Below are 24,776 nucleotides of genomic sequence, written 5' to 3'. Positions count from 1 at the left end.
ATGTCTGGTAACGGAACGACCGCCGGTGACGATCCACTCCAGACCGCGGTATGGCGGTTGCGTTCGCGGGCCTGCTGGGCGGACGCGGCGGCCCTGCTGCCGCCGGACACCCCCGCCACGGGCCTGCAGCGGGCCGCGCTGCTGGTCGAACGGTGCCTGTACACCGAGCGGGGCTGGGAGGACGCCGAGGACGCCCTGCGGACGGCGGAGGCGCTAGCGCACACCGACGAGGAGCGGGGGGCCGCCGCCTGCGAGCGCGGCCAACTCGCCTACACGGCAACGCTGCACGGCGTCCGGGACCGCGCGGACGAGGCCCGGGCCGCGCTGGGGCGGGCGGCGGCGCTGATCCCGCCGGGGGCGCCGGGCCGGGCCCTGCTCGACTTCCGCCGGGGCCTGATCGCGGAGAACCTGACCCGTTCCCCGCAGGCGGCGCGGGCGGCGTACCGCCGGGCCCACGCGGGAGCCACGGCGCACGCCGACCCGCTCCTGCTGTCCTTCACCTGGCGCCACCTCGCCGGACTCGCCCTGCGCGACGGCGAGCTGACCGAGGCGCGCCACGGCTTCGCCGAATCGCTGAGGATCCGCGAGGAGTTGGGCTACCTGGTGGGCACGGCACCGGCGCTGGCCTCACTGGCCGACGCGGAGACCGAGCCGGAGGCCTCGCGGCTGCGTGAGGAGGCCCGGCGATTGTTCCGGCTGCTCGGGGGCGTACCGACCTGGCTGGCACGGCAGTTGACTCCGCCGGCTCCGGGGGTGGCCACGGCGTAGGGGTGCGGGCGCGAGCTCGTCGCCGGGTGCGCGCGGGGTGGGAACCGCGCGAACGGCCACGTCACCAGCTCCGAGGGTAACCACGGCGTAGAGGCGCGGGCGCGAGCTCGTCGCCGGGTGCGGCGGCGGCAGCTGCGCGAACGGCCACATCGCCGACTCCGGGGGTGGCCACGACCTAGAGGCGCGTGCGTGCGGGCTCGGCGCCGGGTGGGAGCCGCGCGAACGGCCGCGTCAGACCCACACCCCGAAGTCGTCCCCGGACCCCGGTGGCGCCCGCCCTGCCCCCCTCAGCCCGCGTCGGCGAAGTGCCCGGATACCAGCCCCCGCACCACGTCCACGTCCCCGGCGATCAACGCGTCCAGCAGCGCCATGTGCTCCGCCGCGTCCGCGACCAGGTACGCCCGGCCCCGCCGGACCGGTGGCCACTGCGAGCGCCGATGGAGATCGGAGGCGATACGGACCAGCTGCTCGTTGCCCGACGGGGCGAGCAGGGCGCGGTGGAAGGCGCGGTCGGACTCCGCGTACGTCGCCGGGCAGCCGGTGGCCGCCGCCCGTACCGTCTCCTCCGCGAGCGGACGCACTTCGGCCCACCGCTCAGCCGGCACGCTCCGGGCGAGGCGCAGCATCACCGGCACCTCGATGAGCGCACGCACCTCCGCCAGCTCGGCCAGTTCCCGCGCCCCCCGCTCGACCACTCGGAACCCGCGGTTGGGCACGACCTCGACGGCGCCCTCCAGGGCGAGCTGCTGCATGGCCTCCCGCACGGGCGTGGCCGAGACACCGAACCGCTCGCCGAGCACCGGCGCCGAGTAGACCTCGCCGGGCTTCAGCTCCCCGGTCACCAGCGCGGTACGCAGTGCGTCCAGGATCTGCCCGCGCACCGAGGAGCGCTGCACCACGGCGCGCGGGTCCGGAATCGGCCGTTCACTGTGCGTGTGCTCCCCCCGCGCGGCGGGCACGGCGGTGTCCCGCTCGCGGAAGCCGTCGGGGCCGTCCGCCGCGCTCGGCTGCACGGGCACCCGGGCGGCACCCGGCGGCATCCCGCCCGGTGTCCCCGCACCGGCGGAGCCCTGCGTGCTCTGCTTCACGGGTCCTCCTGGCAGCTTGTCGGCACTTGGGTCATTAAGGACGGGTTGTCTCCGGTCCGTCAAGCACCTTAGGCGCCCGAGGCGACAGTTCAAATTCCGAAGGGGATGAATAAGGGTTGCCTTGCCTAAGTCATTCGGCAATCCCAGTCATTCGGCCGGGCCCGGATCCACTAAGATCATCGGAGATGGCGCCACCCGCCCGCGGACGGCCCTCGGACAGGCGATTCACAACTTCCTCACCAACCACGGGAACTTTCCGAGGAACCACCGGTACAGGTACTCTTATTCGAACTCAACTCCCGCCCCTCAAGCGGCAGTTCGAGCAGAACGCCGCCCTGGGCATCCCCTTGCACTTCCTTGGCGGCCTCTTGCCCCGAAACCCCCTGAGGGCCGTCGGGAGTGGGCCACTATGGCGGGCGTTACGCCCTATCCCAATGCAAGGGACCCCTGATGAGACTGACCGACATATCGCTGAACTGGCTCCTTCCGGGCGCCGTACTGCTCCTGGGAATGCTGGCGGCGGTGGCGGTGCTCGCGCGCGGCAAGCGCTCCTCCGGGGAGAACGCGAGCGCGGACGACTCGTGGGAGCGCAGCGAGGAGCGCCGCAGGCGCAAGGAGGCCATCTACGGCACGGCCTCCTACGTGCTCCTGTTCTGCTGTGCGGCGGTCGCGGCCGCCCTGTCCTTCCACGGCCTCGTCGGCTTCGGCGAACAGAACCTGGGGCTGACCGACGGCTGGCAGTACCTCGTGCCCTTCGGCCTGGACGGCGCGGCGATGTTCTGCTCCGTCCTCGCGGTGCGCGAGGCCAGCCACGGTGACGCGGCCCTCGGCTCCCGGATACTCGTGTGGATGTTCGCCGCGGCGGCGGCCTGGTTCAACTGGGTGCACGCGCCCCGCGGCGCGAGCCACGCGGGCGCGCCGCAGTTCTTCTCCGGTATGTCGCTGTCGGCGGCCGTGCTGTTCGACCGTGCGCTGAAGCAGACCCGCCGGGCCGCGCTGCGCGAGCAGGGCCTGGTGCCGCGTCCGCTGCCGCAGATCCGCATCGTGCGCTGGCTGCGGGCCCCCCGCGAGACCTACCGGGCCTGGTCGCTGATGCTCCTGGAAGGCGTGCGCAGCCTGGACGAGGCGGTCGAGGAGGTCCGCGACGACAGGCGGCAGAAGGAGGAGCAGCGGCAGCGCCGGCGCGAGCAGCAGCGCATCGAGCGCGCCCAGCTGAAGGCCATCAGCCGGGGCCACCGCGGCTTCGTCAACCGGGGCGGACGGCAGGTCGAGGTGGAGGTGCAGGCGGTGGAGCGCGGGTCCGCCCAGGCGACCGCGGAGCCTGCCATATCGACCGCGGAACAGCTGCCCGTACGCGCCCGCCCCTCCCTGCAGCCGGTCCGCAGCGGGTCCGCTGAGCAGGTGACCGTCGACCTCACCGCCGAGGACGACACCATGGCCCTCCCGCGCCTTGACTCCCTGGAGCGCAAGCTGAAGGACCTGGAGCAGCAGTTCGGCTAGGACCACCGCCGCTCATGACGGGACGGGGGCGTGACCACACGGGTCACGCCCCCGTCCCGTTTCGCGCCCCGTCCCGTTTCGGGCGCCGGCGCCGCCACGCCGGCGGAGCCGTCGCGGAGCGTCACGCCGCCTCGGCGCCCAGTTCGAACCACACCGACTTGCCCACCCCGTGCGGCCGTACGCCCCAGGCGTCCGCCAGGGACTGCACCAGCACCATGCCCCGCCCATGGGTGTCGTCGTCCGAGTCCGGGCCTCTCAGCTGCGGTCTGCGGCCCACGAAGTCCCGGACCTCCACGCGCAGTCCGTCCGGCTCCACGACCGCCGTGAGGACCGCGTCGTCGTCGGTGTGGACGAGCGCGTTGGTGACCAGTTCGCTGGTGAGCAGTTCGGCGATCTCCGAACGGCCCGGTTTGCCCCAGTGCCGTAGCAGTTCGCGCAACTCCCGGCGCGCCTCGGGCACTGCCTTGAGATCGGCCCGCCCCAGCCTGCGCCGGAGCCGGTGCGCGTGTTCCGTGATGGTGCCGGCCTCTTCCCCCGTCGTCGCCGAGGAGCCCCCGACGACCGCGGGACCGCCCCCTCGTGCCTGACTCTTCATGACCCCCGCCCGCACGCCGCTGGACCCTGCCCCTCCTGGTCGAACACGTTCACGGAGGATGCTTGCCCAGCACGCACACAGGCAGTCATCACACATGCCCGATGACCGGCGGTTCGGCCACGGCTGTACGGCGTACGAGCCGGCCACCGGTCCCCACCGGGCCCGGGTGGCCGGCTCCTCTCAGGGCCCTGGGCGCCACGGACGCCCCGGGACGGCCAGGCAGATGCGCCCGGCACCGGCCGTCGGCACACCGTCACGCGCCGTGAAAGTGGCCGAAATCAACCCCTCCGTCTCCGGGTTCAGGGGCGCGGCACGTTGCGCAGGTTGGAGCGGGCCATCTGGACCATACGGCCGACGCCGCCGTCCAGCACCATCTTGGAGGCGGACAGGGCGAATCCGGTGACCATCTCCGCGCTGATCTTCGGCGGGATGGACAGGGCGTTGGGATCGGTGACGATGTCCACCAGGGCCGGTCCCTTGTGCTTGAGAGCGTCCTTGAGCGCGCCGGCCAGCTGTTTGGGCTTCTCCACCCGGATTCCGTAGACACCGCAGGCGCGGGCGACGGCGGCGAAGTCGGGGTTGGTGTTGGCGGTGCCGTAGGAGGGCAGCCCGGAGACCAGCATCTCCAGCTCGACCATGCCGAGGGAGGAGTTGTCGAACAGCACGACCTTGACCGGCAGGTCGTACTGCACGAGCGTCAGGAAGTCGCCCATCAGCATGGAGAACCCGCCGTCGCCGGACATGGAGACCACCTGCCGGCGCCGGTCGGTGAACTGGGCGCCGATCGCCATGGGCAGCGCGTTCGCCATCGAGCCGTGCGAGAACGAACCGATGATCCTGCGGCGCCCGTTCGGCGAGATGTACCGCGCGGCCCACACGTTGCACATCCCGGTGTCGACCGTGAACACGGCGTCGTCGTCGGCGACTTCGTCCAGGACGGCGGCCACGTACTCGGGGTGGATCGGGATGTGCTTGTCGACCTTGCGGGTGTACGCCTTGACCACGCCCTCCAGCGCGTCGGCGTGTTTCTTCAGCATCCGGTCGAGGAAACGCCGGCTGGTCTTCTCCTTCACCCTCGGGGTGAGACAGCGCAGGGTCTCGCGCACGTCGCCCCACACGGCGAGGTCCAGGCGGGAACGGCGGCCGAGCACCTCGGGCCGTACGTCGATCTGGGCGATCCGCACGTCGTCGGGCAGGAAGGCGTTGTACGGGAAATCGGTGCCGAGCAGGATCAGCAGGTCGCACTCGTGGGTCGCCTCGTAGGCGGCGCCGTAGCCGAGCAGTCCGCTCATGCCGACGTCGTACGGGTTGTCGTACTGGATGAACTCCTTGCCCCGCAGCGCATGCCCCACCGGAGACTTGATCTTCCCCGCGAACTCCATGACCTCCGCGTGCGCGCCCGCCGTGCCGCTGCCGCAGAAAAGGGTCACCCGGTCCGCCGCGTCGATCATGTCCACGAGCGCGTCGATCTCGGCGTCGCCGGGCCGGACCGTCGGCCGGGAGGTGACGAGGGCGCTCTGCGCGGCCTTCTCCGGTGCCGGTTCGGCGGCGATGTCACCGGGCAGCGCGACCACGCTGACACCGCTCTGCCCGACCGCGTGCTGGATGGCGCTCTGCAGCAGCCGGGGCATCTGCTTCGGGCTGGAGATCAGCTCGCTGTAGTGGCTGCACTCCTGGAAGAGCCGGTCGGGGTGGGTCTCCTGGAAGTAGCCGAGGCCGATCTCGCTCGACGGGATGTGGGAGGCGAGCGCGAGCACCGGGGCCATGGACCGGTGCGCGTCGTACAAGCCGTTGATCAGGTGCAGGTTGCCCGGGCCGCAGGAGCCGGCGCAGGCCGCCAGCTTTCCGGTGATCTGCGCCTCGGCGCCGGCCGCGAAGGCGGCGGTCTCCTCGTGGCGTACGTGGATCCAGTCGATGGCTGCGTTGCGGCGGACGGCGTCCACCACCGGGTTGAGGCTGTCCCCGACCACGCCGTAGAGGCGGCGCACACCGGCGCGGACGAGGATGTCGACGAACTGCTCCGCTACGTTCTGTTTGGCCATGCACCCATGGATGCACAGGGGAAACGGTTACGCCTCCCACACGGCCGCCGCCGTACGGTCGTCGGCGTAGCCCTTCACCCGCACCTGGGCGTCGGCGAGGAACGCGGCGAGCCCCGGCGGGGTGCGGCCGGACCAGCGGCGGGCCAGGTAGGCGCAGAGGGCGGCCTCGCCGCGCAGCGGATCGGCCAGGCCCGCGGTGCACATCACCAGGGCGTCACCCGGGCGGGCTACCGAGGCACGGAACCGGAACGGCTCGCGGGGCGGCTCGGGCGCCGGTTCGTACGGGCTCGGCGGGGTGGGGATGCCGAAGTCCATGGTGAGCCGGTCGCCCTCGGGGGTTTCGGCAAACGTTTTCGCCGGCGGGGAGCCGAAGCCGACGACGGAGCCGCCGGTGGTGTCGGCGGGTGACACCTTCGGCTCGATGTCCTGCCACGCGCCGTCCCGCAGCCGGAACAGGCCGCCGTCGCCCACGCCGAAGAACACGCGCGTACGGCAGTCGGGGTCGGCGGGCACCAGCAGACAGCGCAGGCTCGCCGCGTACTCCTCCGGGTCGACGCCCTGCTCGACGGCGCTCGCGCGGAGCCTGCCGAGGCTGCGGTCGGTCAGCCGGTGCAGACCCGACTTCAGGTCGCCGCGCCGGGCCGCCCGGATGTCCTCCGCGAGCCGGTGCCGACTGCGCCCCACGGCCTGCCCGATCCACCGGCACGCCTCGGCCGCCGCCAGATGCGCGCCCGGAGTGCCCCGCACCCCGGTCGCCATCGCGACCAGCACGAGCGCCTGCTCCCCCGTGCCGAACCGCGCGATGAGCAGCGAGTCCCGGCGCGGCTCACCCCGGTACCGCGCCGAGTCCCCGCGCAACGACACGGCCCGCAGCGTGCAGGCCCCGTACCGGGCACCGTCCAGCACGGTGTCCGCGACCAGCTCCTCCAGCCCGTCCGGATCGGCGACCGGCAGCGCGGTGGGCTCGGGGTCGTAGGTGGGCGGGCCGGAGCCGACGTAGTCGACGGCGGAAGGGGGTGCAGGGGCGGGGACGGCTGGGGTGGCCGAGGCGGGCTCGGGGTCGTGGGCGGCGGCGCCTGCCGTGGGCGGCGGCGCGGCGTGCGCGTCCGGGAGCCGTGGCGGCTCGGGGAGCGAGGCGGGTGCCGACGGGGACTGTTCGGGGCGGCCGGACGCCGGTGCCGCCGGCGGGGAGGGGGCGGGAGGTGGTTGCCGCTCGGACGGCGCCGACGGTGCCGGGGCCGGTTCCGGGGGCCTGGTGGCCGGGGGGAACGTCGCCCCGGCCGGGGGTGCGGCCGGCGGAGGCTCCCAGGCCGCGCGTTGCGCCGGCACCGCGGGCTCCCGGGACTCCGTTCCCGTCGCCCCTCCGGCACCTCGGTCCGCGCCCCCGACACCCGGGCCCGCGCCCTCGGCACCCCGGCCCGAGCCGTCGTCGTCGCTCCGCCTGGCCGGCCGGTCCGTCACCGTGTGTTTCGCGGAGGCGAAGCGGTCGTCCAGGGAATCGGGCGCGGCCGTGGGTCCCGTGTCCTCGGTGGAGTCGTCGTACAGCTGTCCCCACCAGTCGTCCTCAGGACGGGCGGGCCTTCCCCCCTGCTGGCTCATGCCCCTAATTGTCCACCGCACGGGCCGTATGAAAACGGGGCATCAGGAAAATCCGGTGCACCCGGCCGCGTCGAACGGCGTGTCGGGTGAGGGGGTGAACAGTCGTACGGGCGGCGGCAGATGGCCGCCGAGCGGCCCCACCCCCCACGGGAGGACCGCCCGGCGGCGTCCGGGTGACCCGGCCCCGGACCCCCGGGGCACCGGTCGGTTGGCCGGATTGTGGCTTGGTTTCCCGGGACGCGGCTGTGCCTGAGGAGCACGGCCCGTGTCCCGCGATGCCGCCACCTTGGCAGACCCACCTCCGGTACGGCGATGATGTTCCGCGGCGGGTTTGCGCCGTGGCCGGTTTCCGCCAGGCCGGGCCCGTCGGGGTGGCTTGTCGGTGGCGGGTGCCGGGGCCTGGGGGTTCCAGGACCGGTTCCAGGGGAGGGACGTGGGCCGATGCTGGCGGCGATAGGGCTGGACGACACGCACGAGGCGGCGTACCGGGCGCTGGTGTCCGTGGGCGCGGCCGACGTGACCGATCTGGCGCGGCGCCTGACGCTGTCCGAGCCGGACGCCGAGCGGGCGCTGCGCCGGCTGGAGCGGCAGGGGCTCGCCGCCCAGTCCCCGGCCCGGCCGGGCCGCTGGGTGGCGGCCCCGCCCGGGGTGGCGCTGGGCGCGCTGCTCGCCCAGCAGCGGCACGAGCTGGAGAAGGCGGAGCTGGCGGCGGCGCTGCTCGCGGAGGAGTACCGGGCGACGGCGGCCGAGCCCGCCGTGCACGACCTGGTGGAGGTGGTCACCGGTGCCTCGGCGGTGGCCCAGCGCTTTCTGCAGCTGCAGCTGGGGGCGGCGGAGGAGGTGTGCGCCCTGGTGACCGGCAATCCGGTGGTCGTGTCCGGCGTGGAGAACGAGGCGGAGGCGCAGGCGGCCGGGCGCGGGGTGCGCTACCGGGTGGTGGTGGAGCGCGCGGTGCTGGAGCCGCCGCACGGGCTGACCGAGCTGACGGCGGCGCTCGGACGGGACGAGCAGGTGCGGGCGGTCGACCGGGTGCCGACGAAGCTGGTGATCGCCGACCGTGCGCTCGCGATGGTGCCGCTGACCTCGCGCACGGCGGAGCCGGCCGCGCTGGTGGTGCACGCCAGCGGGCTGCTGGAGCTGCTGGCCGGGCTGTTCGAGTCGGTGTGGCGGGAGGCGCTGCCGCTGCGGCTGGGGGCGTCGGGGGTGGTCGAGGAGCGGCCGGACGGCCCCGACGCCACCGATCTGGAGGTGCTGTCGTTGCTGCTGGCCGGGCTGACCGACGCGAGCGTGGCCAAGCAGCTCGACCTCGGCCTGCGGACCGTGCAGCGCCGGGTGCGGCGGCTGATGGAGCTGGCCGGCGTGACGACCCGGCTGCAGCTGGGCTGGCACGCGTACGAGCGGGGCTGGGTCACGCGCTCGTAGGCTCCCGGCCGGCCCGGCACCCACCTGCCGCCGCCCGCCTTCTCCTGCACTGTGGGCAGATGGGAGTGTGGGAACTCCTGCTGGTCGGTGTGGTCGTCGCGCTCGGCCTGTGCGGAGTGCTGGTGCCCGGGGTGCCGGGATCGTGGCTGGTGTGGGCCGCGGTGCTGTGGTGGGCGCTGACGGATCCGGGGCCACTGACCTGGGCCGTCCTGATGGGGGCCGGCGCGGTGCTGCTGCTGTCGCTGGCGGTCCGCACGGCGCTGCCCCCGCGCCGGCTGCGCCGGAGCGGCGCCACACCGCGGATGGGGGTGTACGCGGGCGCCGGGGCGTTCCTCGGCTTCGTCCTGCTGCCCGTGCTGGGCGCACTGCCGGGCTTTGTGGCCGGCATCTACCTGCACGAGCGGCTGCGCCTCGGCGGACACGGCAAAGCGATGGCCGCCGTGCGCACGACGATGCGCTCGGGCGGCTCCAGCGTGCTGACGGAACTGTTCGCCTGCCTGCTGATCACGGGGGCGTGGCTGGGTGCGGTGCTGGGGGGTTGAGCGGTCACCAGGGAACGGTCACGAGGGAGCGGTCACGACGGGGATTCTTGCGAGAGTCCGCCGCACCGTCTCGGCCACCACGGTCATGCCCGCGTCGTTGAAGTGCAGGTGGTCGCCGGGGTCGTAGGCGGGAAGGAGGCGGGTCGGGTCGGTCGGGTCGCGCAGGGCCACGTCGGCGTCGGCGACGGCGTCGAAGGTGCCGCCGGTGCGGATGAAGGCGTTCACCCGCTGCCGTACCGCCTCGCGGGCGCCCGTGTAGGCGGAGAAGCCCCGGTACGGGGTGAGGGTGACGCCGACGACCCGGAGCCCCCGGGCGTGGGCGCGGGCGACGAGCGCGCGGTAGGCGCCGGCGTAGGCCGTCACGTCGTCGGCCGTCGGTGTGCCCTTGATGTCGTTGATGCCCTCCAGGACGACCAGGACCCGTACCCCGGCCCGGCCCAGAGCGTCCGCGTCCAGGCGGGCGAGGGCGCGCGGTCCGGTGCCGTCGCGCAGCAGACGGTTTCCGGAGATTCCGGCGTTGAGGACACCGAGCCGGTCCGCGCGGACCCGTGCGGCGAGCCGGTCGGGCCAGCGGTGGTTGGCGTCGGGGGTGGAACCGTTTCCGTCGGTGAGGGAGTCGCCGAAGGCGACGATGCAGCCCGACGCCGCGCCCAGTACGTCGACGCCGGTGACGTAGTACCAGCTGCTCACGGTTCTGGTGTAGGCGGCGCCGCCCTGGTCGGCGGCCCGGCCGGCGCCGTCCCGGGCGACGTAGCTGGTCTGCAGGGCGGTCCGGTGGTAGGTGGCGGGTCCGCAGTCCTCGGGGGTGTACACGGTCACGAGGAGGTCGGCCGCGGCCGGGACGGACAGCGGCACCGGGTCGGTGACCGTGTCCCGGCCGGGCGGGACGGTGACCGTCGGGGCGCCGTGGAAGGTGGCGGTGCGCAGGCTGCCGGGCACCGCGCCCGGGCCGGCCCCACGGCGCAGCGCGACGGTGACCGCGCCGAGCCGCAGGGGCGCGGTGCCGAAACGGTTGCCCAGCCGGATGCGCACGGCCGTGCCGCCGACGCTGAGGTGGACGACGTTGCGGATCGCGGCGCCGGGCAGTGCGGGAGCGGTTCCCGACGGCGCGGTCTCCCAGCTGCCCGTCCAGGACGGCGGCGCCGGCTCCGCCACGGCCGGCGCGACCGTGCCCGGCACCATCGCCAGCAGCAGCACCACGAGGATCCGTCCGGCCCCGGCCATCTCCGCACCCGCCCTTCCCCGTTGCCCGTCGGAGCAGACCGTGCCACAGCGCCGGGCCCCACCACCGCACCCGCGACAGCGGTCCACCCGCTCGGCGCAACGGGGCGCGGGGCGGCGGCGGACGACGGGCGTTCGCCCCAAGGACCTAGGACGCGGAGCCGATGTGCGGGGCGGCCCGGCGTGCTTGGCTGGCGTCATGACCGAATTCAGCGAGGCGGAGCGCGCGTATCTGGCGTCGCAGCGGCTGGGCCGCATGGCCACCGTCGACCCGCACGGCCAGCCGCAGGCGAACCCCGTGGGCTACTTCGTGCAGGACGACGGCACGATCCTGGTCGGCGGCTTCGCGATGGGGACGACGAAGAAGTGGCGCAATCTCCAGCGGAACCCGAAGGTCGCCCTGGTCGTGGACGACGTCGTGAGCGTACGGCCCTGGCGGGTGCGCGGCGTCGACATCCGTGGCGAGGCCGAACTCCTCGTCGGGCCGCACGGCTTGGGCCCGCACTTCAGCGAGGAGGTGATCCGCATCCATCCCCGCAGGGTGCACAGCTGGGGCCTGGAGGAGGAGCCGGGGACCGGCGGGAAACCTAACCGGTGAGCGCGCCCTCCAGGGTCAGCAGCCACACCTTCCGTTCGACTCCGCCCGCGTACCCGGTCATCGATCCGTCGGCGCCGATGACCCGGTGACAAGGGCGCACGATCAGCAGGGGGTTGGCGCCGATCGCGCCGCCGACGGCGCGAACGGCCGCGCGGGAGGCGCCGATCCGCGTGGCGATCTCCCCGTAGCTGACGGTGGCGCCGTACGGCACCGCGTCCAGCGCGGCCCACACCCGCTGCCGGAACTCGGTGCCGTGCGGGCTCGACGCCAGCCGGAATTCCTTGAGTTCACCGGCGAAGTAGGCGGCGAGCTGGTCCGCGGCGGCCCGGAACGGCCCGGCATCGCGGCGCCAGCCGTCCTGCACGACCTGCCCGCCCTTCTGCCCGGGCACGGACAGCGAGGTGAGCGCCCCGTCCGCGTCGGCGGTGAGCAGCAACCTGCCCACAGGAGCGTCCAGTCGAGTCCAGTAAACGGTTGTCATCGGTCGTTCCACTCCCCTGCCACACGCAGATGCCGGACGGCGTACGAGCGCCAGGGCCGCCAGCCGTCGGGGACCTCCGCCCCCGGCGGGGCGACGTCGGGATCGCCGAGGGCGCGGGCGCGTACGGCGGCGACGGTGGCCGGGTCCATCCCGGGCAGGGCGAGCAGGGCCTCCTGCGCGGCGTCGCGGTCGGCGCCCGGGTCCAGCCGTACGGTGCCGTCGGCGAGGGCGGCGGCCAGTGCGCCCAGCGGCCCGTCCGGCTCGGCCTCGGCGAGGACGGCCGGCTCGGGGAAGAGATGGGTGAGGCTGCCGCAGGGCGCGTCGAGCACCTTGCCGTACCGCAGCACCAGCTCCCGAGCGCCTTCCGTCCCGACCAGGGCACGGACGGCGGCCTCCGGCGGGTCCACGGCACCGGGCGCGCGCAGCCCGGGCCGCGCGGCGACCAGCGGGCCGAGCCGGGGGTCGGCGCCGAGCCGTTCGTCGACGGCGTACGGGTCGGCGTCGAGGTCGAACAGGCGGCGCAGCCGCTGCACCGCGGTGGTGAGGTCCCGGGGGTCGGTGAGGTGCAGCCGGGCGTCGAGCCAGCCGCCCGGATGGGTGCCGGTGCCGGTGCCCGGCGCCCCGGTGCGCTCCTCGACGGCGACGATTCCGGTGCCGTACGGCAGCCGCAGGGTGCGCCGGTAGGTACGGCCGCCCGGCGCGCCGGAAACCTCCTCGACACCGGTTACCGCCTCCGCCGCGAGCTGGTCGAAGACGGCGGCGGCCTGGTAGGGGCCGCGGTAGGCGAGCCGCAGCGGTATCCCGGCGCCCGGAGCGGCCGGGCCCCGGGACGCGGCACGGCCCCGGGGGGCGGCGGCCCGCAGCTCGGTCGGCGTCGAGGCGTACACCTCCCGGACGGTGTCGTTGAACTGCCGCACGCTGGCGAACCCGGACGCGAACGCGATCTCGGTGACCGGCAGCTCGGTGGTCTGCAGCAGCACCCGTGCGGTGTGCGCCCGCTGGGCCCGGGCGAGCGCCACCGGCCCGGCGCCGAGCTCCGCGGTGAGCTGCCGCTGGACCTGCCGCGCGCTGTAGCCGAGCCGCGCGGCGAGCCCGGCGACGCCCTCGCGGTCCACGACGCCGTCGGCGATCAGCCGCATGGCCCGCCCGACGGCGTCCGCCCGCACGTTCCACTCCGCCGACCCCGGCACGGCGTCCGGCCGGCACCGCCGGCAGGCCCGGAACCCGGAGCCCTGCGCGGCGGCTGCCGTCGGGAAGAACCGCACGTTGTGCCGCTTCGGCGTCACCGCCGGGCAGCTGGGCCGGCAGTAGATCCCGGTGGTCTCGACGGCGAAGAAGAACACTCCGTCGAACCGCCCGTCCCGGCTCCGCACCGCCTCGTACCTGGTGTCCTCGTCCATCACGTGTTCCAGTGTGGACCGGGGGCGAGAAGTGGGGCTGGCGGAAATCGGACATGGCGATGGCGGGCGTGCGGTCTCGCCGTGGAGGCGCTGACCGTCGCCGGGCGCGGGTACGACGTGGCTGGTCGCACGCTTCCCCGCGCCCCTTCGAGGCAGTGCCTGCCCAGGGCGCCCTACATCCGGCGCCCCCGCTTGATCTCCATCGCCGCCCTCCCCTCGGCGCCCTTCCGCTTCCAGTCCCGGCGGAGCTCCGCGCGGACCCGCGCATCGGTCTTGGCCACGATCCACTGGTTCTCGCGCACCAGCTTCCGGTAACTCTCCAGCCGGCGATGCGGGAGTTCCCCGCTTTCCACGGCGGAGCGCACCGCGCAGTCCGGCTCGGTCGCGTGGGCGCAGTCGTGGAAACGGCACCGCTCGGCCAGTTCCTCGATCTCGGAGAACACCTGGCCGACCCCGCCCTCGGCGTCGAACAGGCCCACACCCCGCAGTCCGGGGGTGTCGATCAGCACCCCGCCCGACGGCAGGGCGAGCAGGTTGCGGGTGGTCGTGGTGTGCCGGCCCTTGCCGTCCACGTCCCGCGCCGCCCGTACGTCCATGACGTCCGCGCCGACGAGGGCGTTGGCCAGCGTGGACTTGCCCGCGCCGGACTGGCCGAGCAGCACGGACGTGCCGGACCCGACGAGCGCGACGAGGACGTCGAGCCCCTCGCCGTGCAGGGCGCTGACGGTGAGCACCGGCACGCCGGGCGCGCTCGTCTCCACGTCCTGCACGAGGTGGGCGAGGGTGACCGGGTCCGGCACCAGGTCGGCCTTGGTGAGGACGACGACGGGCTGGGCGCCGGACTCCCAGGCCAGGGCGAGGAAACGTTCGATCCGGCCGAGGTCGAGGTCGACGGCGAGGGACACGGCGACGACGGCGTGGTCGACGTTGGCGGCGAGGATCTGCCCGTCGGACCGCTTGGAGGAGGTGGAGCGCACGAAGGCGGTGCGGCGCGGCAGATACGCGCGGACGTACCGCGGATCACCGCCGGGGTCGACGGCGACCCAGTCCCCCGTGCACACGACCTTCATCGGGTCACGGGGCACGACGAACTCGGTGTCGGCGCGGACGGTCCCGTCGGCGGTGACGACGTCGCACTGACCTCGGTCGACCCGGACGACGCGGCCGGGCAGCAGTCCGTCGGCGGCGTGCGGGGCGAACGCGTCGGCCCAGGTTTCGTCCCAGCCGTAGGGAGCCAGCGCGGTGGATGCAGCAGAGGTGGAAGTCAAGGGAGACCCTTCACAAGGGTGGCCCCGGGCAGGCGCGTTCGGTGCGCGGTGGGTTCAGCCGGTGGCCACGGAGGTGGACTTGACGGATTCCTGGATGCGGGCAGCGCCCATCGCAATGACAGCCATCGGTCGACACCTCCTCATCTCACTCGCGCATGCACACACCACCTCGGCGTGCACGGAAACCGTAGCCCGCCGGAGGCGCGTCGCGTCAAACCATTTTCCGCGTGGCGCGTTTTCCGTACGGCGCGCTCAGCCTGTCGTGCAGGGCGCCCCGTTGAGCGTGAAACCGTACGGCGACCGGTTTCTGCCCTGCCAGGTGCCGATGAACCCCACGGACAGGGTGCCGTGCGCGGCGACGGTCCTGTTGTAGTCGGCGGCGGTGGCGGTGACCCGGGCGCCGCTCTGGTGGACGGTGGCGTCCCACATCTGGCTGACCTGCTGGCCGTCGCGGAAGGACCAGGACACGGTCCAGCCGTCGAGGGGCCGGTCCGTGGTGACGGTGACGGAGGCCTGGAAGCCGTCGGGCCACTGGTCGACGAGGTCGTAGGCGACGCGGCAGCCGGCCGCGGGGGCGCTGGAGCGGCCGGGGCCGGCGCTGGGGCCGGGGTGGTGCGCGGCCGAGGAGGTGCTGCCCTGGGGTTCGGGGTCGGGCTGCCTGCGGCCGGAACCGGCCGTGGTCGGCGTCGCGGAGGGGGTGGCGGCGGGTGCGGTCGGCGAGCCGGGCCGGGTGCCGGTGCTGGTCGGGGAGACGCTGGGGTCGGCGGCGACCGGCTGCCGGTCGTCCCGGGCGGCGGCGCCGTCGTCGCCGGAGCCGCCGAACGGCATCATCGACACGCCGAGCGCCAGGGCCGAGAGCAGCAGCACGGCGGCGGCGAGCAGGCCGCCGCGCAGGGCGCGGCCGCGGCCGGTGTCCCCCTCCGGGTCGCCGGCGGCGGGGTCGGTGCCGGCGGGGCGGCCCGCGCCGAGGCGGACCTCGGCGGCGCGGCGGCGGCGTTCCAGGTAGGCGAGGCCGCCCCAGCCGATGACCCCGCAGGCCAGCGCGGCGGGCAGCCCGCCGCCGTGCAGACGCAGACAGGCGGCGGCCTCGGCGCAGCGCACGCAGGTCGCGAGGTGCCGGGAGAGGTCGTCGGGGGTGTCGGCGGCCGGCGAGCGGGTGACCGCGTCCAGCAGGCGGGCGTAGGAGCGGCACCGCGCGTCCATCGGGGTGTCGAGATGGGCGCGGTGGCAGCGGTCCCGGAACAGGGTGCGGACCTGGTCGAGCTCGTCGGCGACGGTGGCCGGGTCCAGGCCGAGCCGGCGGGCGACCGTGGGCAGGGGCAGCGCCTCCACGTCGGCCAGCCACAGCAGCGAGGCGTCGGCCTCCTGCATGTCCCTGAGACCGCGCAGCGCGACCGGGCGCTCCAGCGGCGGACCCGAATAGCGGGCGGCGCTCGGGGAGTTGAGCCACAGTCGGAGGTCGGGGTCGAGCTTGTGACCCTGCCCGCCGGCCTCCCAGGCGGCCGCGGTGTCGCGTACGGCGGTGAGCAGCGCCGGGATCGTGGGCAGCCGGGCGGTGCGGCGGCCCGCGCCGCGCACATGGGTGCTGGTGGCGGCGCGGATCTCGCGCATGCCGAGCGTGAACGCCTCGGTGGCCAGTTGATGGGCCGTCAGGGAACCGGAGGTGCACAGGTCCGCGTAACTGAGCACCGCGTCCCAGCCCTCCGAGAACAGCGCGGACTCGGTGGCGTCCTTGGGGGTCGGCAGGTCGGGCATGGAACTCCTGCATCCACGAGCGAGGGCAACTCACCATAGACAGACGGGAGTTGCTGGGGACCTCGCGGCAGGGCACAGAGCCTTTCACGCTCTCGACACAACTGACAAGCGGCCTGTTCAGATCCGGTTACCGTTGGTGGCCGGGTGGATGCGTGCCGCCACGAGCCCCCAACTCCCGCCTTCAGTACGGACGCGGGCGCCGTTCCATTCACCGTCCCGCCGGGCCGGTGTGCGCAATCACACCTCGGCCCGCGCCTCCTCGGTGTCCACCGCCGACTCGTCCGCGGGCAGGCTGTCCATGAAGGAGCTGACGGAGAAGACCGCGCGGCCGGGTCCGGGCGGGCCGTAACCGGGCGGGGAGGACAGCCCGAAGTCCTCCATCGTCTGGCGATAGGCCTGAAGCAGCCGGATGTGGTACTCCAGCGGCGCGCCCTGCGGGTTGGCCTTGCCGAGCGGGGTGGTGGGCTCCGGGCACCAGGTGGTGAAGCGGGGCGTGATGCCGTGCGACATGAAGAAGCGCAGCCCCTCGGTGGTCGACGCGATCGCCTCGTCCACCGTCGTGAACCCGAACGGCTCGGCCATCTCCACGCCCGCCACGAAGTTGGGGATCACGTTGCGCGCGCCGAACACCTCGGCGGAGTCCAGGATGCGCCTGTGCCACTCGTCGCGGCCGACGTAGCGCTCCTTGCCGGGGCAGTACAGCTCGAACAGCCGGCGGTCCCACACCTCGAAGTTGGGGTGGTAGATCTGCACGCCGTAGTCCTTGAACCGCTGCACGTCCGCCTTGGGCAGCGCCTGGGCGACGACCTTGCCGATCCAGCGGCCCGGGAAGCGCTCCTCGATGGCCTTGGCGTAGTGGCCGTAGAAGTCGGCCTCGTCACGGCCGGCAACCGTTTTCGTAATGGCGCCCCCGGTCAGGGTGTAGGCGGTGGAGGCCTTCTGGGTGTCGTACCGGTCGATGATCTCCAGGGCCTCCAGCACCTCCTCGACGTCCTTCACGCCGGTGTAGGGCCGCCCGGCCGCCTTGTGCTGGCGCCAGTTGTGGTTGATGTCGCAGTACTGGCACTCCTCCTTGGCGCCGAAGTACTGGCAGACCCGGAAAACGGTGAGATAGATCAGGTAACCCCACTGGATGGTCGGAGCCACCTCCATCACGGACTTCCCGTTGGAGAGGGTGTGCCGGTAGTACTCCGGCATCGGCGGCACACCGACGTCGGCGATCCGCTTGCCGTCGAGGTAGAGCCCGAGCAGTCCCTCGTCGTCGGCGGCCACCCGGTACGGCGAGGCCGGGTTCACCCGTACGGAGACGACCGTGCGCCGCAGGTCGTACGGCCCACCGGTGAGGATGATCTCCTCCGGCGGGCGCCGCAGCGCGGCCTCACCGAGCTCGGGCAGGGTGCCGTGGTCGAAGGAGAAGATGAAGTACGACTTCGGTTTGACCTCGCCGCTCTCGTTGTCGCTGAGGGCGGACGGGTCGAAGGCGACGCCGCCGCGGAGCAGGTCCTCCTTGAAGACGGCTTCCCGTGGCACGTGCGGGAACCGCTCCATCAGATCCTCGACCAGCGCGGTACGACTGCCCATCCGTCTGTCTCCTCCCGGTTCAGGCGTACGTCTCACACCGTATGCCCCCGCCTGCGGCTCAGCCGTGCCGGGTCCCCGCACGGCGCGCGATGTGGTCCGGGACGGGGGTCCCGGACGGCAGCGCCGGGTCGGGCTCCGGGGTGCCCCAGGCCGTGGTCAGCGGCAGGACCCCGGCCCACAGGCCGAGGGCGGCGTCGGGTCCGTCGCCGTCGTCCGGGGCGCCGGTGCGGATCTTGACGGAGGCCTCCTCCAGGGAGAGGGCGAGGAGGGTGGTGGCGGCCAGTTCCTTGCGATTGGGGCGGCGGGCGTACGACCACTGGCCGGGCGCGGAGTGCTCGGTGAGCCGGCGCAGCCCCTCCAGCTTCTCCTCGGGGTCGGTGACCTTGCGGGCCGTGCCGTGGATCATGGCGCTGCGGTAGTTGACGCCGTGCTCGAAGACGGACCGGGCGAGCACGAGCCCGTCCACGTGGGTGACGGTCACACACACCGGCGTGTCCCCGGCGAGGCTCCGGGCGGCCACGGACCCGTGCAGATACAGCCACCGTTCGTCCCGCCCGTACACCGTGGGCACGACGACCGGCCGCCCCTCGACCAGCACCCCGAGATGACAGACGAAGGCGGCGTCCAGGATCGCCTCCAGCTCCGCCCGCTCCAGGCTGCCCTGCTCGCGCAGCCTGCGATGACGGGTGCGGTCGGTGACGGGCAGACGGGCGGGCAGGCGGGCCGGCAGCGGTTCCTGAGTCATGGATCGAGAAGCTACCGATACCGCATTCATTAGGCCAGTCATATTCTGTATACGTTGATGAATACGGTTTCGGCAACGAAATCCGCAGAAAGACTCTCCTCTGGGTCTCGGCGGATGAGAGGGTCGAGGCAGACGCACTCTCCGGGAGGGACGCAACTGTGGCAGGGACGGCCGAGACCGCCGGGACGGTCACCAACTGGGCGCGCACCATCACCTACGCCCCGCGCGAGTTCCACCGTCCGCGCACGCTCGACGCACTCGCGGCGCTGGTGGCGGACAGTGCGCGGGTGCGGGTGCTGGGCAGCGGGCACTCCTTCAACCGGATCGCCGACCCGGGCCCGGACGGCGTGCTGCTGTCCACCGCCGGGCTGCCGCGGACGATCGACGTCGACACGGCGGCGCGTACGGTCCGGGTGTCGGGCGGGGTCCGCTACGCGGAACTGGCCCGCACGGTCCACGCCCACGGTCTCGCCCTGTCCAACATGGCGTCCCTGCCGCACATCTCGGTGGCCGGTTCGGTGGCGACGGGCACGCACGGCTCGGGCGTGGGCAACGGCCCGCTGGCGTCGGCGGTCCGGGAGGTGGAGATGATCGCCGCGGACGGCGCGACCGGGACGATGGGCCGGGACGACCAGCGGTTCGACGGTGTCGTGACCTCCCTGGGCGCACTCGGCGTCGTCACCGCGCTCACGCTCGATCTGGAGCCGGCGTACGAGGTGGAGCAGCGGGTCTACACCGAACTCCCGCTGCAGGGACTGGACTTCGATGCCGTGGCGGCCGCGGGGTACAGCGTGAGCCTGTTCACGGACTGGCGGAAGCCGGGCTTTCGGCAGGTGTGGGTCAAGCGGCGCACGGACCGGCCGGCGGTGGACTTCCCGTGGGCCGCGCCCGCGGCCGGCCCCCTGCACCCGGTGCCGGGCATGCCCGCGCAGAACTGCACCGGGCAGCTGGGCGTGCCCGGTCCGTGGCACGAGCGGCTGCCGCACTTCCGGGCGGAGTTCACGCCGAGCAGCGGGGAGGAGATCCAGTCGGAGTACCTGCTGCCGCGGTCGGCGGCCCTCGACGCGCTGAACGCGCTCGACGGCATCCGGGAGACGGTCGCCGGGGTGCTGCAGACGTGTGAGGTGCGCACGGTCGCCGCCGACACGCAGTGGCTGAGCCCGGCGCACGGACGGGATTCCGTCGCGCTGCACTTCACCTGGGTGCGGGACGAGACGGCGGTGCTGCCGGTGGTGCGCCGGCTGGAGGAGGTGCTGGACGCGTTCGACCCGCGCCCGCACTGGGGGAAGGTCTTCGAGACCCCCTCGGCCGTACTCCGCGGGCGGTACGCGCGGTTCGCCGACTTCCGGGCCCTGGTCCGCCACCTGGACCCTTCCGGCACGTTCGCCAACGACTTCGTGCGCGACCTCCTCGGCCTCGCGGACGACTGACGGCCCCTCGGACGGGACTTCCGCCGGACTTCCTCCAGCCCCTTTCCTAACCCCTTGTCGAAACCTCCTCCCAGCCCATAGCCTGGCGCCCGCGCCGGTGCCGTTGTCGCCCCGGCCTGGTCCGGCCGGACGGGATGGGAGGGGCAGCCGCGTTGAAGCGCACATCACGTGACATCCGCACCGCGAACCGCTACGAGGTGCTGCGCCAGATCATCGCCGAGTCCCCCACCTCCCGGCAGGAGCTGGCCGCCGCCACCGGACTGAGCCTGGCCACGGTCGCCACGCTGGTCGGCGAGCTGCTCGACCTCCGGATGATCACCGAAGTCGGGTTCGAGGACTCGGCCGGCGGCCGGCCCCGTGGCCTGGTGGCGGTCAACGCGTCGGGGGGCGCGTTGATCGGCGTGGACATCGCGGAGACGTACGTCCATGTCGAGCTGTTCGACCTGGCGTTGAACGTGCTGGCCCGCGCCGAGGAGGACATGCCGCCCGGCGAGAGCCGACCGGAGCAGGTGGTCGGGCATGTGGCCGCGGCCGTCGGCTCGGTGGTGGCGCAGGCCGGGGTCGAGGCCGCCCGGGTGCTCGGCGTCGGAGTGAGTGTGCCGGGCCAGGTGGACCGGGACACCGGCCTCGCCGAGTACGCGCCCAACTGGGACTGGCACGAGGTGCCGTTGCTCGACCTGCTCGCCGAACACATCGCGTACCCCTTGTACTTGGACAATCCGTTGCGCGCCTGCGCGGTGGCCGAGCTGTGGTTCGGGGCCGCGCGGGGACGCGGGGACGCGGTCGTGGTCAATCTGGGCACGGGCGTCGGCGCCGGGCTCGCCCTCGGCGGCGGGCTGCACCGGGGGGTGAGCAACAGCGCCGGCGAGTGGGGCCACACCACGCTCGTGCTGGACGGGCGACTGTGCCACTGCGGCAATCACGGCTGTGTCGAGACGTACGTCGGCGCGCCCGGCATCATGCAGAACCTGCGTGAACTCAGCCCGCAGTCCCCGCTGTTGCACCCCGAGGACCAGACGGCCACCATCGACGCCCTGGCCCGCGCGGTCGCCGCGGACGACCCCGTGGCGCTCAAGGTGGTCCGGGACACCGCCCGTTACCTGGGCGCCGGCATCTCGGACCTGATCAACCTCCTCAACCCCGAAGTGGTCGTGCTCAGCAGCTGGGTCGCCGCCCGGCTGGGCGAGCCGCTGCTCGACGAGGTCCGCCAGGCCGTCGCCCGGCACGCGCTGCGCCGGCCGCTGGCGGCCACCGAGATCGTCCTCTCCCCGATCCCCACCGACCCGGTGTCCCTGGGCGCGGCCACGTTCGCGCTGGAAGGGGCACTGCAGTCCGTCGGGCAGAGGTCAGCACCACGCAGCAACGCAAGGAGCCGTACCGCACCGCCTTCATGACGACGGAAGGGATGCACGTGTCTCACCCCCGCAAGAGATTCCTGCTGCCGGCGGCGTGTGCCGCACTGACCGTCACCGGAGCCCTTCTCACCTCCCCGGCCGCGAGTGCCGACGCCGCCCCGGCCGCCGCCGAGGTCTCCCCCCACGCCGCCCAGACCATCGACGACATCGGCGCGTCCGGCGCATGGTGGGTCAACGACCTCCAGCATTTCGACCCGAAGGTGCAGGCCCGGGTCGCCCGACTCCTCTTCTCCCCGCAGGGGCTGGCGCTGAGCTCGTACCGCTACAACATCGGCGGCGGCGGTGTCGGGGTCACCACGCCGGCCCGCGCCGCCGAGGACTTCCTCGCCTCCGACGGCTCGTACGACTGGAGCAGGGACAAGGGCGGCCGGACCTTCCTGAAGTACGCCGCGCAGTACGGCGTGAAGGACCTGATCGGCTTCGTCAACAGCGCGCCGGCCCAGTGGACGACCAACGGCAAGAGCTGCGGCGGGCTGCTGAAGACGGAGCACGAGACCGATTTCGCGAAGTACGTCGCCGACGTGACCGGTCACTTCGCGCGGCAGGGCGTGAAGCTGGACTACATCAGCCCCTTCAACGAGCCGGACAACAGCTTCGCCGACTGCGGCCAGGAGGGCATGCCGGTGCCCGTCGACCAGCGCGACGACATCGTGCGCGCGCTGGGCGCCGAGCAGCGGGCCCGGCACCAGAAGACCGCCGTCATCGCGGACGAGTCCAGCAAGACCACGCAGTTCACCAGCGAGGTCCCGCAGTGGATCGCGCAGCCCGGCACCGCGCAGTACGTGTCCAAGCTGGCCCATCACACCTACAACAACCCGGACGACGGCCAGCTCGGAAACGTTTACGAGACGGCGAAATCGGCCGGCAGGACGTCCTGGGCCACCGAGATCTGCTGTTTCGGCAAGGGCGGCACGGGCTGGAACCAGGAGTACGACCCCACCATCGACAACGCCCTGCTGATGTCGCGGATCATCTACAAGGACTTCGCCACCTCCCACGACTCGGCGTTCCAGTGGTGGGTGGCGCTCGCCAGCGGTTACGGCACCGATCCGGGCACCAGGAACGACCAGGGGTGGAACGACGGCCTGATCTACTACGACCCCGACTACGCGACGAACGGCGACCAGAGCCTGTACTTCACCAAGCGGTACTACGCGCTGGGCCAGTACAGCAGGTTCGTCCGGCCGGGCGCGGTCGCGCACAACGTGACCGGGGCTCCGGACGGCGTGGAGGTGTCGTCGTACGACCGGAACGGGCAGTGGGTGGTCGTGGTGAACAACCACAACACCACCGACACGGCGCTGAACCTGCACTTCAACGGCAAGGCGCCGGTGCGGGCGGCCCAGGCGGTGCGGACCTCGGCGGACGAGAACTGGGCCAAGGTGGCCAAGCCGGCCGTCAGCGGCGGAACCGTTTCCACAACCCTGGCCGCCCGCTCCATCACGACCTACGTCCTCGACCAGCAGGACCAGGGCGCTACGGCCCTCACCGGGGCCCTGGTCGGCCGGCAGTCCGGCAAGTGCCTGACCGCCGACGCCTCCGGGGCCGCGATCGCCTCCTGCACGGGCGCGGCGGGCCAGTCGTGGTCGTACGACGCAAGGGGCACCCTGAAGGGCGCCAACGGCTATCTGACGGCGGGGAGTTCCGGCCTGACGGCCACCGCGGCCGCCACGGACGACGGCACTCAGCGGTGGCTGCTCAACGGCAACGGGCAGATCGCGAACGAGGCGTCGGGCAAGTGCCTCGACGTCACCGGACAGGCGACCGCCGACGGCAGCAAGGTGATCCTGTACAGCTGCAACGGCGGCGCCAACGAGGCGTGGACCCGACAGTAGGCGCCACCTCCCCGGACGAGGGCCGCCGGCCGCTTCCCTGACCCGGCGGCCCTCATCTCCCTTTGCTCCTCGGGCCGTTCGGAATTCCGAACCGGCCACAACGCTTCGAACAGACTTCGTCCAACCCCTTGCCGAAGCGTTAGCCGAAGGTTAACGTCCCGCACCAGCCTCAGCCGCACCCGCACCCGCACTTCGACAGACAAGGACGTCACCATGTCGGCACAGAGCAACAGCACCTGGGACCGCCGCTCGATACTCCGGGCGGCCGCCGGACTGGCCGTCGCCGCCCCGCTCGCGGCGTGCGGCAGCAACAACGGCCGTGGCGGAGGAAGCGGTTCGGGCAAGCAGCTGAACCAGATGTTCCACGCCTACGGCGAGGCGGGGACGGAGCAGGCGATCAAGCGGTACGCCGCCGCCTACAAGAACGCCGACGTGAACACCCAGTGGATCACCAGCGCCGACTACGAGAGCAAGCTCTTCGCCACCCTGCTCACCAAGAACGCGCCCGACGTCTTCGAGTTCCACCCGCAGATCCAGATGGTCAAGAGCGGTCAGGTGGCGGACCTGAGCGACCTCATCGACCCGGTCAAGGACGATTTCAACCCGGCCGACATCAAGTCGCACACCGTGGACGGGAAGATCTACGGCGTCCGGATGATCGACGATCCGCAGTTCTTCTTCTACCGGCCCTCCCTCTTCGAGAAGGCCGGCGTCAAGGTCCCGGAGACCCTGGACGAGCTGATCGAGGCGGCCGCCAAGCTCACCACCGGCAAGGTCAAGGGCCTGTACCTCGGCAACGACCTGCACGCCGTCGTCAACCCGCTGATGTGGTCCGCGGGCGCCGACACCCTCGACGACAAGAACCAGATCGCCTACCACACGCCCGCCGTCGTCGAGGGCCTGAAGAAGATGCGCAAGCTGTTCACCAGCGGCCATCTGCTCCTCGGCGCCCCCACCGACTTCTGGGACCCCTCCTCGCTCAGCCAGGGTCTGTGCGCCATGCAGTTCTGCGGCATGTGGGCCATGCCGCAGTTCCAGAAGGCACTCGGCGACGACCTCGGCGTCTTCCCCTTCCCGAAGACCGTCGACTCGGGCAAGCCCTCGGTCTACAACGGCGGCTGGTCGATGTTCGTCAACGCCAAGGGCGGCAACGTCGACGCGGCCAAGGAGTACGTGAAGTGGCTGTGGATCGACCAGAAGAAGTACCAGGAGGACTTCGCCACGTCGTACGGCTTCCACATCCCGCCGCGCGCCTCGATCGCCGCGTCGGCCACCACGCTCGAGTCCGGGCTGCCCGCGCAGGGCGTGAAGCTCTTCAACCAGTACGGGCACTTCGACAACATCGCCTGGACGCAGGCCATGATGAGCGCGTCGTGGGACGTCATGGCCGACTGCGTCCGCAAGGAAGGTGACCCGGAGGCGGCGCTCGACAAGTGCGACAAGGCCGTGAACCGCGAGCTCAAGAAGCTCTTCGGATAGGCCGGCGGGCGG

General features: G+C 72.9%; 20 protein-coding genes. 9 read left to right on the top strand and 11 right to left on the bottom strand.

Translation table 11 applies throughout. The features are described from left to right. On the top strand, positions 1-768 hold the full coding sequence (locus ACQPXS_RS35020) for a hypothetical protein (protein WP_351806454.1): 768 nt from the start codon (positions 1-3) through the stop codon (positions 766-768). Between the two features lie 287 nt (positions 769-1,055). On the opposite strand, the gene ACQPXS_RS35015 is transcribed toward ACQPXS_RS35020, so the two are convergent. After that, positions 1,056-1,856, bottom strand: coding sequence for a GntR family transcriptional regulator (locus ACQPXS_RS35015; RefSeq protein ID WP_433453432.1), 801 nt, complete (start codon positions 1,854-1,856; stop codon positions 1,056-1,058). Between the two features lie 450 nt (positions 1,857-2,306). Between ACQPXS_RS35015 and ACQPXS_RS35010 the strand changes: the two genes are divergently transcribed. Beyond that, a complete protein-coding gene (locus ACQPXS_RS35010) occupies positions 2,307-3,356 on the top strand; it encodes a DUF2637 domain-containing protein (protein ID WP_351806458.1) in 1,050 nt (349 codons plus the stop codon). 121 nt (positions 3,357-3,477) lie between these two features. Here the strand turns inward: ACQPXS_RS35010 and ACQPXS_RS35005 are convergent, their stop codons facing one another. The 3 genes from ACQPXS_RS35005 to ACQPXS_RS34995 form a co-directional block, all read right to left on the bottom strand. Next, the gene (locus tag ACQPXS_RS35005; RefSeq protein WP_351806460.1) at positions 3,478-3,951 is read right to left on the bottom strand and encodes an ATP-binding protein; all 474 of its coding nucleotides are present in this window, start codon (positions 3,949-3,951) and stop codon (positions 3,478-3,480) included. Between the two features lie 299 nt (positions 3,952-4,250). Beyond that, entirely contained in the window at positions 4,251-5,993 is a 1,743-nt protein-coding gene (locus tag ACQPXS_RS35000; protein ID WP_433453429.1) for a pyruvate dehydrogenase, read from the bottom strand. A gap of 27 nt (positions 5,994-6,020) precedes the next feature. Beyond that, on the bottom strand, positions 6,021-7,592 hold the full coding sequence (locus ACQPXS_RS34995; protein WP_433453428.1) for a protein phosphatase 2C domain-containing protein: 1,572 nt from the start codon (positions 7,590-7,592) through the stop codon (positions 6,021-6,023). Positions 7,593-8,033: 441 nt separating this feature from the next. Between ACQPXS_RS34995 and ACQPXS_RS34990 the strand changes: the two genes are divergently transcribed. Continuing rightward, positions 8,034-9,014 carry a helix-turn-helix domain-containing protein gene (locus tag ACQPXS_RS34990; RefSeq protein WP_433453426.1) on the top strand — a complete coding sequence of 327 codons (981 nt, stop codon included), beginning with the start codon at positions 8,034-8,036 and terminating at the stop codon, positions 9,012-9,014. A gap of 59 nt (positions 9,015-9,073) precedes the next feature. After that, on the top strand, positions 9,074-9,556 hold the full coding sequence (locus ACQPXS_RS34985) for a DUF456 domain-containing protein (RefSeq protein ID WP_433453425.1): 483 nt from the start codon (positions 9,074-9,076) through the stop codon (positions 9,554-9,556). A gap of 18 nt (positions 9,557-9,574) precedes the next feature. Here ACQPXS_RS34985 and ACQPXS_RS34980 read toward each other — a convergent pair whose 3' ends face one another. Beyond that, positions 9,575-10,780 carry an SGNH/GDSL hydrolase family protein gene (locus ACQPXS_RS34980; RefSeq protein ID WP_433453424.1) on the bottom strand — a complete coding sequence of 402 codons (1,206 nt, stop codon included), beginning with the start codon at positions 10,778-10,780 and terminating at the stop codon, positions 9,575-9,577. A gap of 196 nt (positions 10,781-10,976) precedes the next feature. Here ACQPXS_RS34980 and ACQPXS_RS34975 point away from each other — a divergent pair, with 196 nt between their 5' ends. Next, on the top strand, positions 10,977-11,375 hold the full coding sequence (locus ACQPXS_RS34975) for a PPOX class F420-dependent oxidoreductase (RefSeq protein WP_433453422.1): 399 nt from the start codon (positions 10,977-10,979) through the stop codon (positions 11,373-11,375). Here ACQPXS_RS34975 and ACQPXS_RS34970 read toward each other — a convergent pair. The 6 genes from ACQPXS_RS34970 to ACQPXS_RS34945 form a co-directional block, all read right to left on the bottom strand. Further along, on the bottom strand, positions 11,365-11,856 hold the full coding sequence (locus ACQPXS_RS34970; protein WP_433453421.1) for a methylated-DNA--[protein]-cysteine S-methyltransferase: 492 nt from the start codon (positions 11,854-11,856) through the stop codon (positions 11,365-11,367). The genes ACQPXS_RS34975 and ACQPXS_RS34970 overlap by 11 nt on opposite strands. After that, the gene (locus tag ACQPXS_RS34965; RefSeq protein WP_433456077.1) at positions 11,853-13,256 is read right to left on the bottom strand and encodes an AlkA N-terminal domain-containing protein; all 1,404 of its coding nucleotides are present in this window, start codon (positions 13,254-13,256) and stop codon (positions 11,853-11,855) included. The genes ACQPXS_RS34970 and ACQPXS_RS34965 overlap by 4 nt, the downstream gene beginning before the upstream one ends. 173 nt (positions 13,257-13,429) lie before the next feature. Beyond that, positions 13,430-14,524 carry a ribosome small subunit-dependent GTPase A gene (gene rsgA / locus ACQPXS_RS34960; RefSeq protein ID WP_433453419.1) on the bottom strand — a complete coding sequence of 365 codons (1,095 nt, stop codon included), beginning with the start codon at positions 14,522-14,524 and terminating at the stop codon, positions 13,430-13,432. 252 nt (positions 14,525-14,776) lie between these two features. Then, on the bottom strand, positions 14,777-16,279 hold the full coding sequence (locus ACQPXS_RS34955) for a cellulose binding domain-containing protein (protein WP_433453418.1): 1,503 nt from the start codon (positions 16,277-16,279) through the stop codon (positions 14,777-14,779). Positions 16,280-16,516: 237 nt separating this feature from the next. Further along, positions 16,517-17,860 (bottom strand): radical SAM protein, encoded by a 1,344-nt coding sequence (locus ACQPXS_RS34950; RefSeq protein WP_433453417.1) that lies wholly within the window; start codon positions 17,858-17,860, stop codon positions 16,517-16,519. A gap of 58 nt (positions 17,861-17,918) precedes the next feature. Next, positions 17,919-18,605 carry a pyridoxamine 5'-phosphate oxidase family protein gene (locus ACQPXS_RS34945; RefSeq protein ID WP_433453416.1) on the bottom strand — a complete coding sequence of 229 codons (687 nt, stop codon included), beginning with the start codon at positions 18,603-18,605 and terminating at the stop codon, positions 17,919-17,921. 158 nt (positions 18,606-18,763) lie between these two features. Here ACQPXS_RS34945 and ACQPXS_RS34940 point away from each other — a divergent pair, with 158 nt between their 5' ends. The 4 genes from ACQPXS_RS34940 to ACQPXS_RS34925 all read left to right on the top strand — a co-directional run bounded on the left by ACQPXS_RS34940 (position 18,764) and on the right by ACQPXS_RS34925 (position 24,764). Then, entirely contained in the window at positions 18,764-20,035 is a 1,272-nt protein-coding gene (locus ACQPXS_RS34940; protein WP_433453414.1) for a D-arabinono-1,4-lactone oxidase, read from the top strand. A gap of 152 nt (positions 20,036-20,187) precedes the next feature. Then, the gene (locus ACQPXS_RS34935) at positions 20,188-21,429 is read left to right on the top strand and encodes an ROK family transcriptional regulator (protein WP_433453413.1); all 1,242 of its coding nucleotides are present in this window, start codon (positions 20,188-20,190) and stop codon (positions 21,427-21,429) included. 11 nt (positions 21,430-21,440) lie between these two features. After that, positions 21,441-23,285, top strand: coding sequence for a glycoside hydrolase (locus ACQPXS_RS34930; protein WP_433453411.1), 1,845 nt, complete (start codon positions 21,441-21,443; stop codon positions 23,283-23,285). Between the two features lie 213 nt (positions 23,286-23,498). Beyond that, positions 23,499-24,764: an ABC transporter substrate-binding protein gene (locus ACQPXS_RS34925; protein WP_433453410.1), complete on the top strand. Its 1,266-nt coding sequence runs from the start codon at positions 23,499-23,501 to the stop codon at positions 24,762-24,764. Positions 24,765-24,776: the final 12 nt, after the last annotated feature.

The sequence above is a fragment of the Streptomyces sp. CA-142005 genome (assembly GCF_050942335.1).
Taxonomy (GTDB): Bacteria; Actinomycetota; Actinomycetes; order Streptomycetales; family Streptomycetaceae; genus Streptomyces.
Note: the sequence above shows the minus strand (reverse complement) of the source record. Positions and strands in the feature narration are given on the sequence as shown.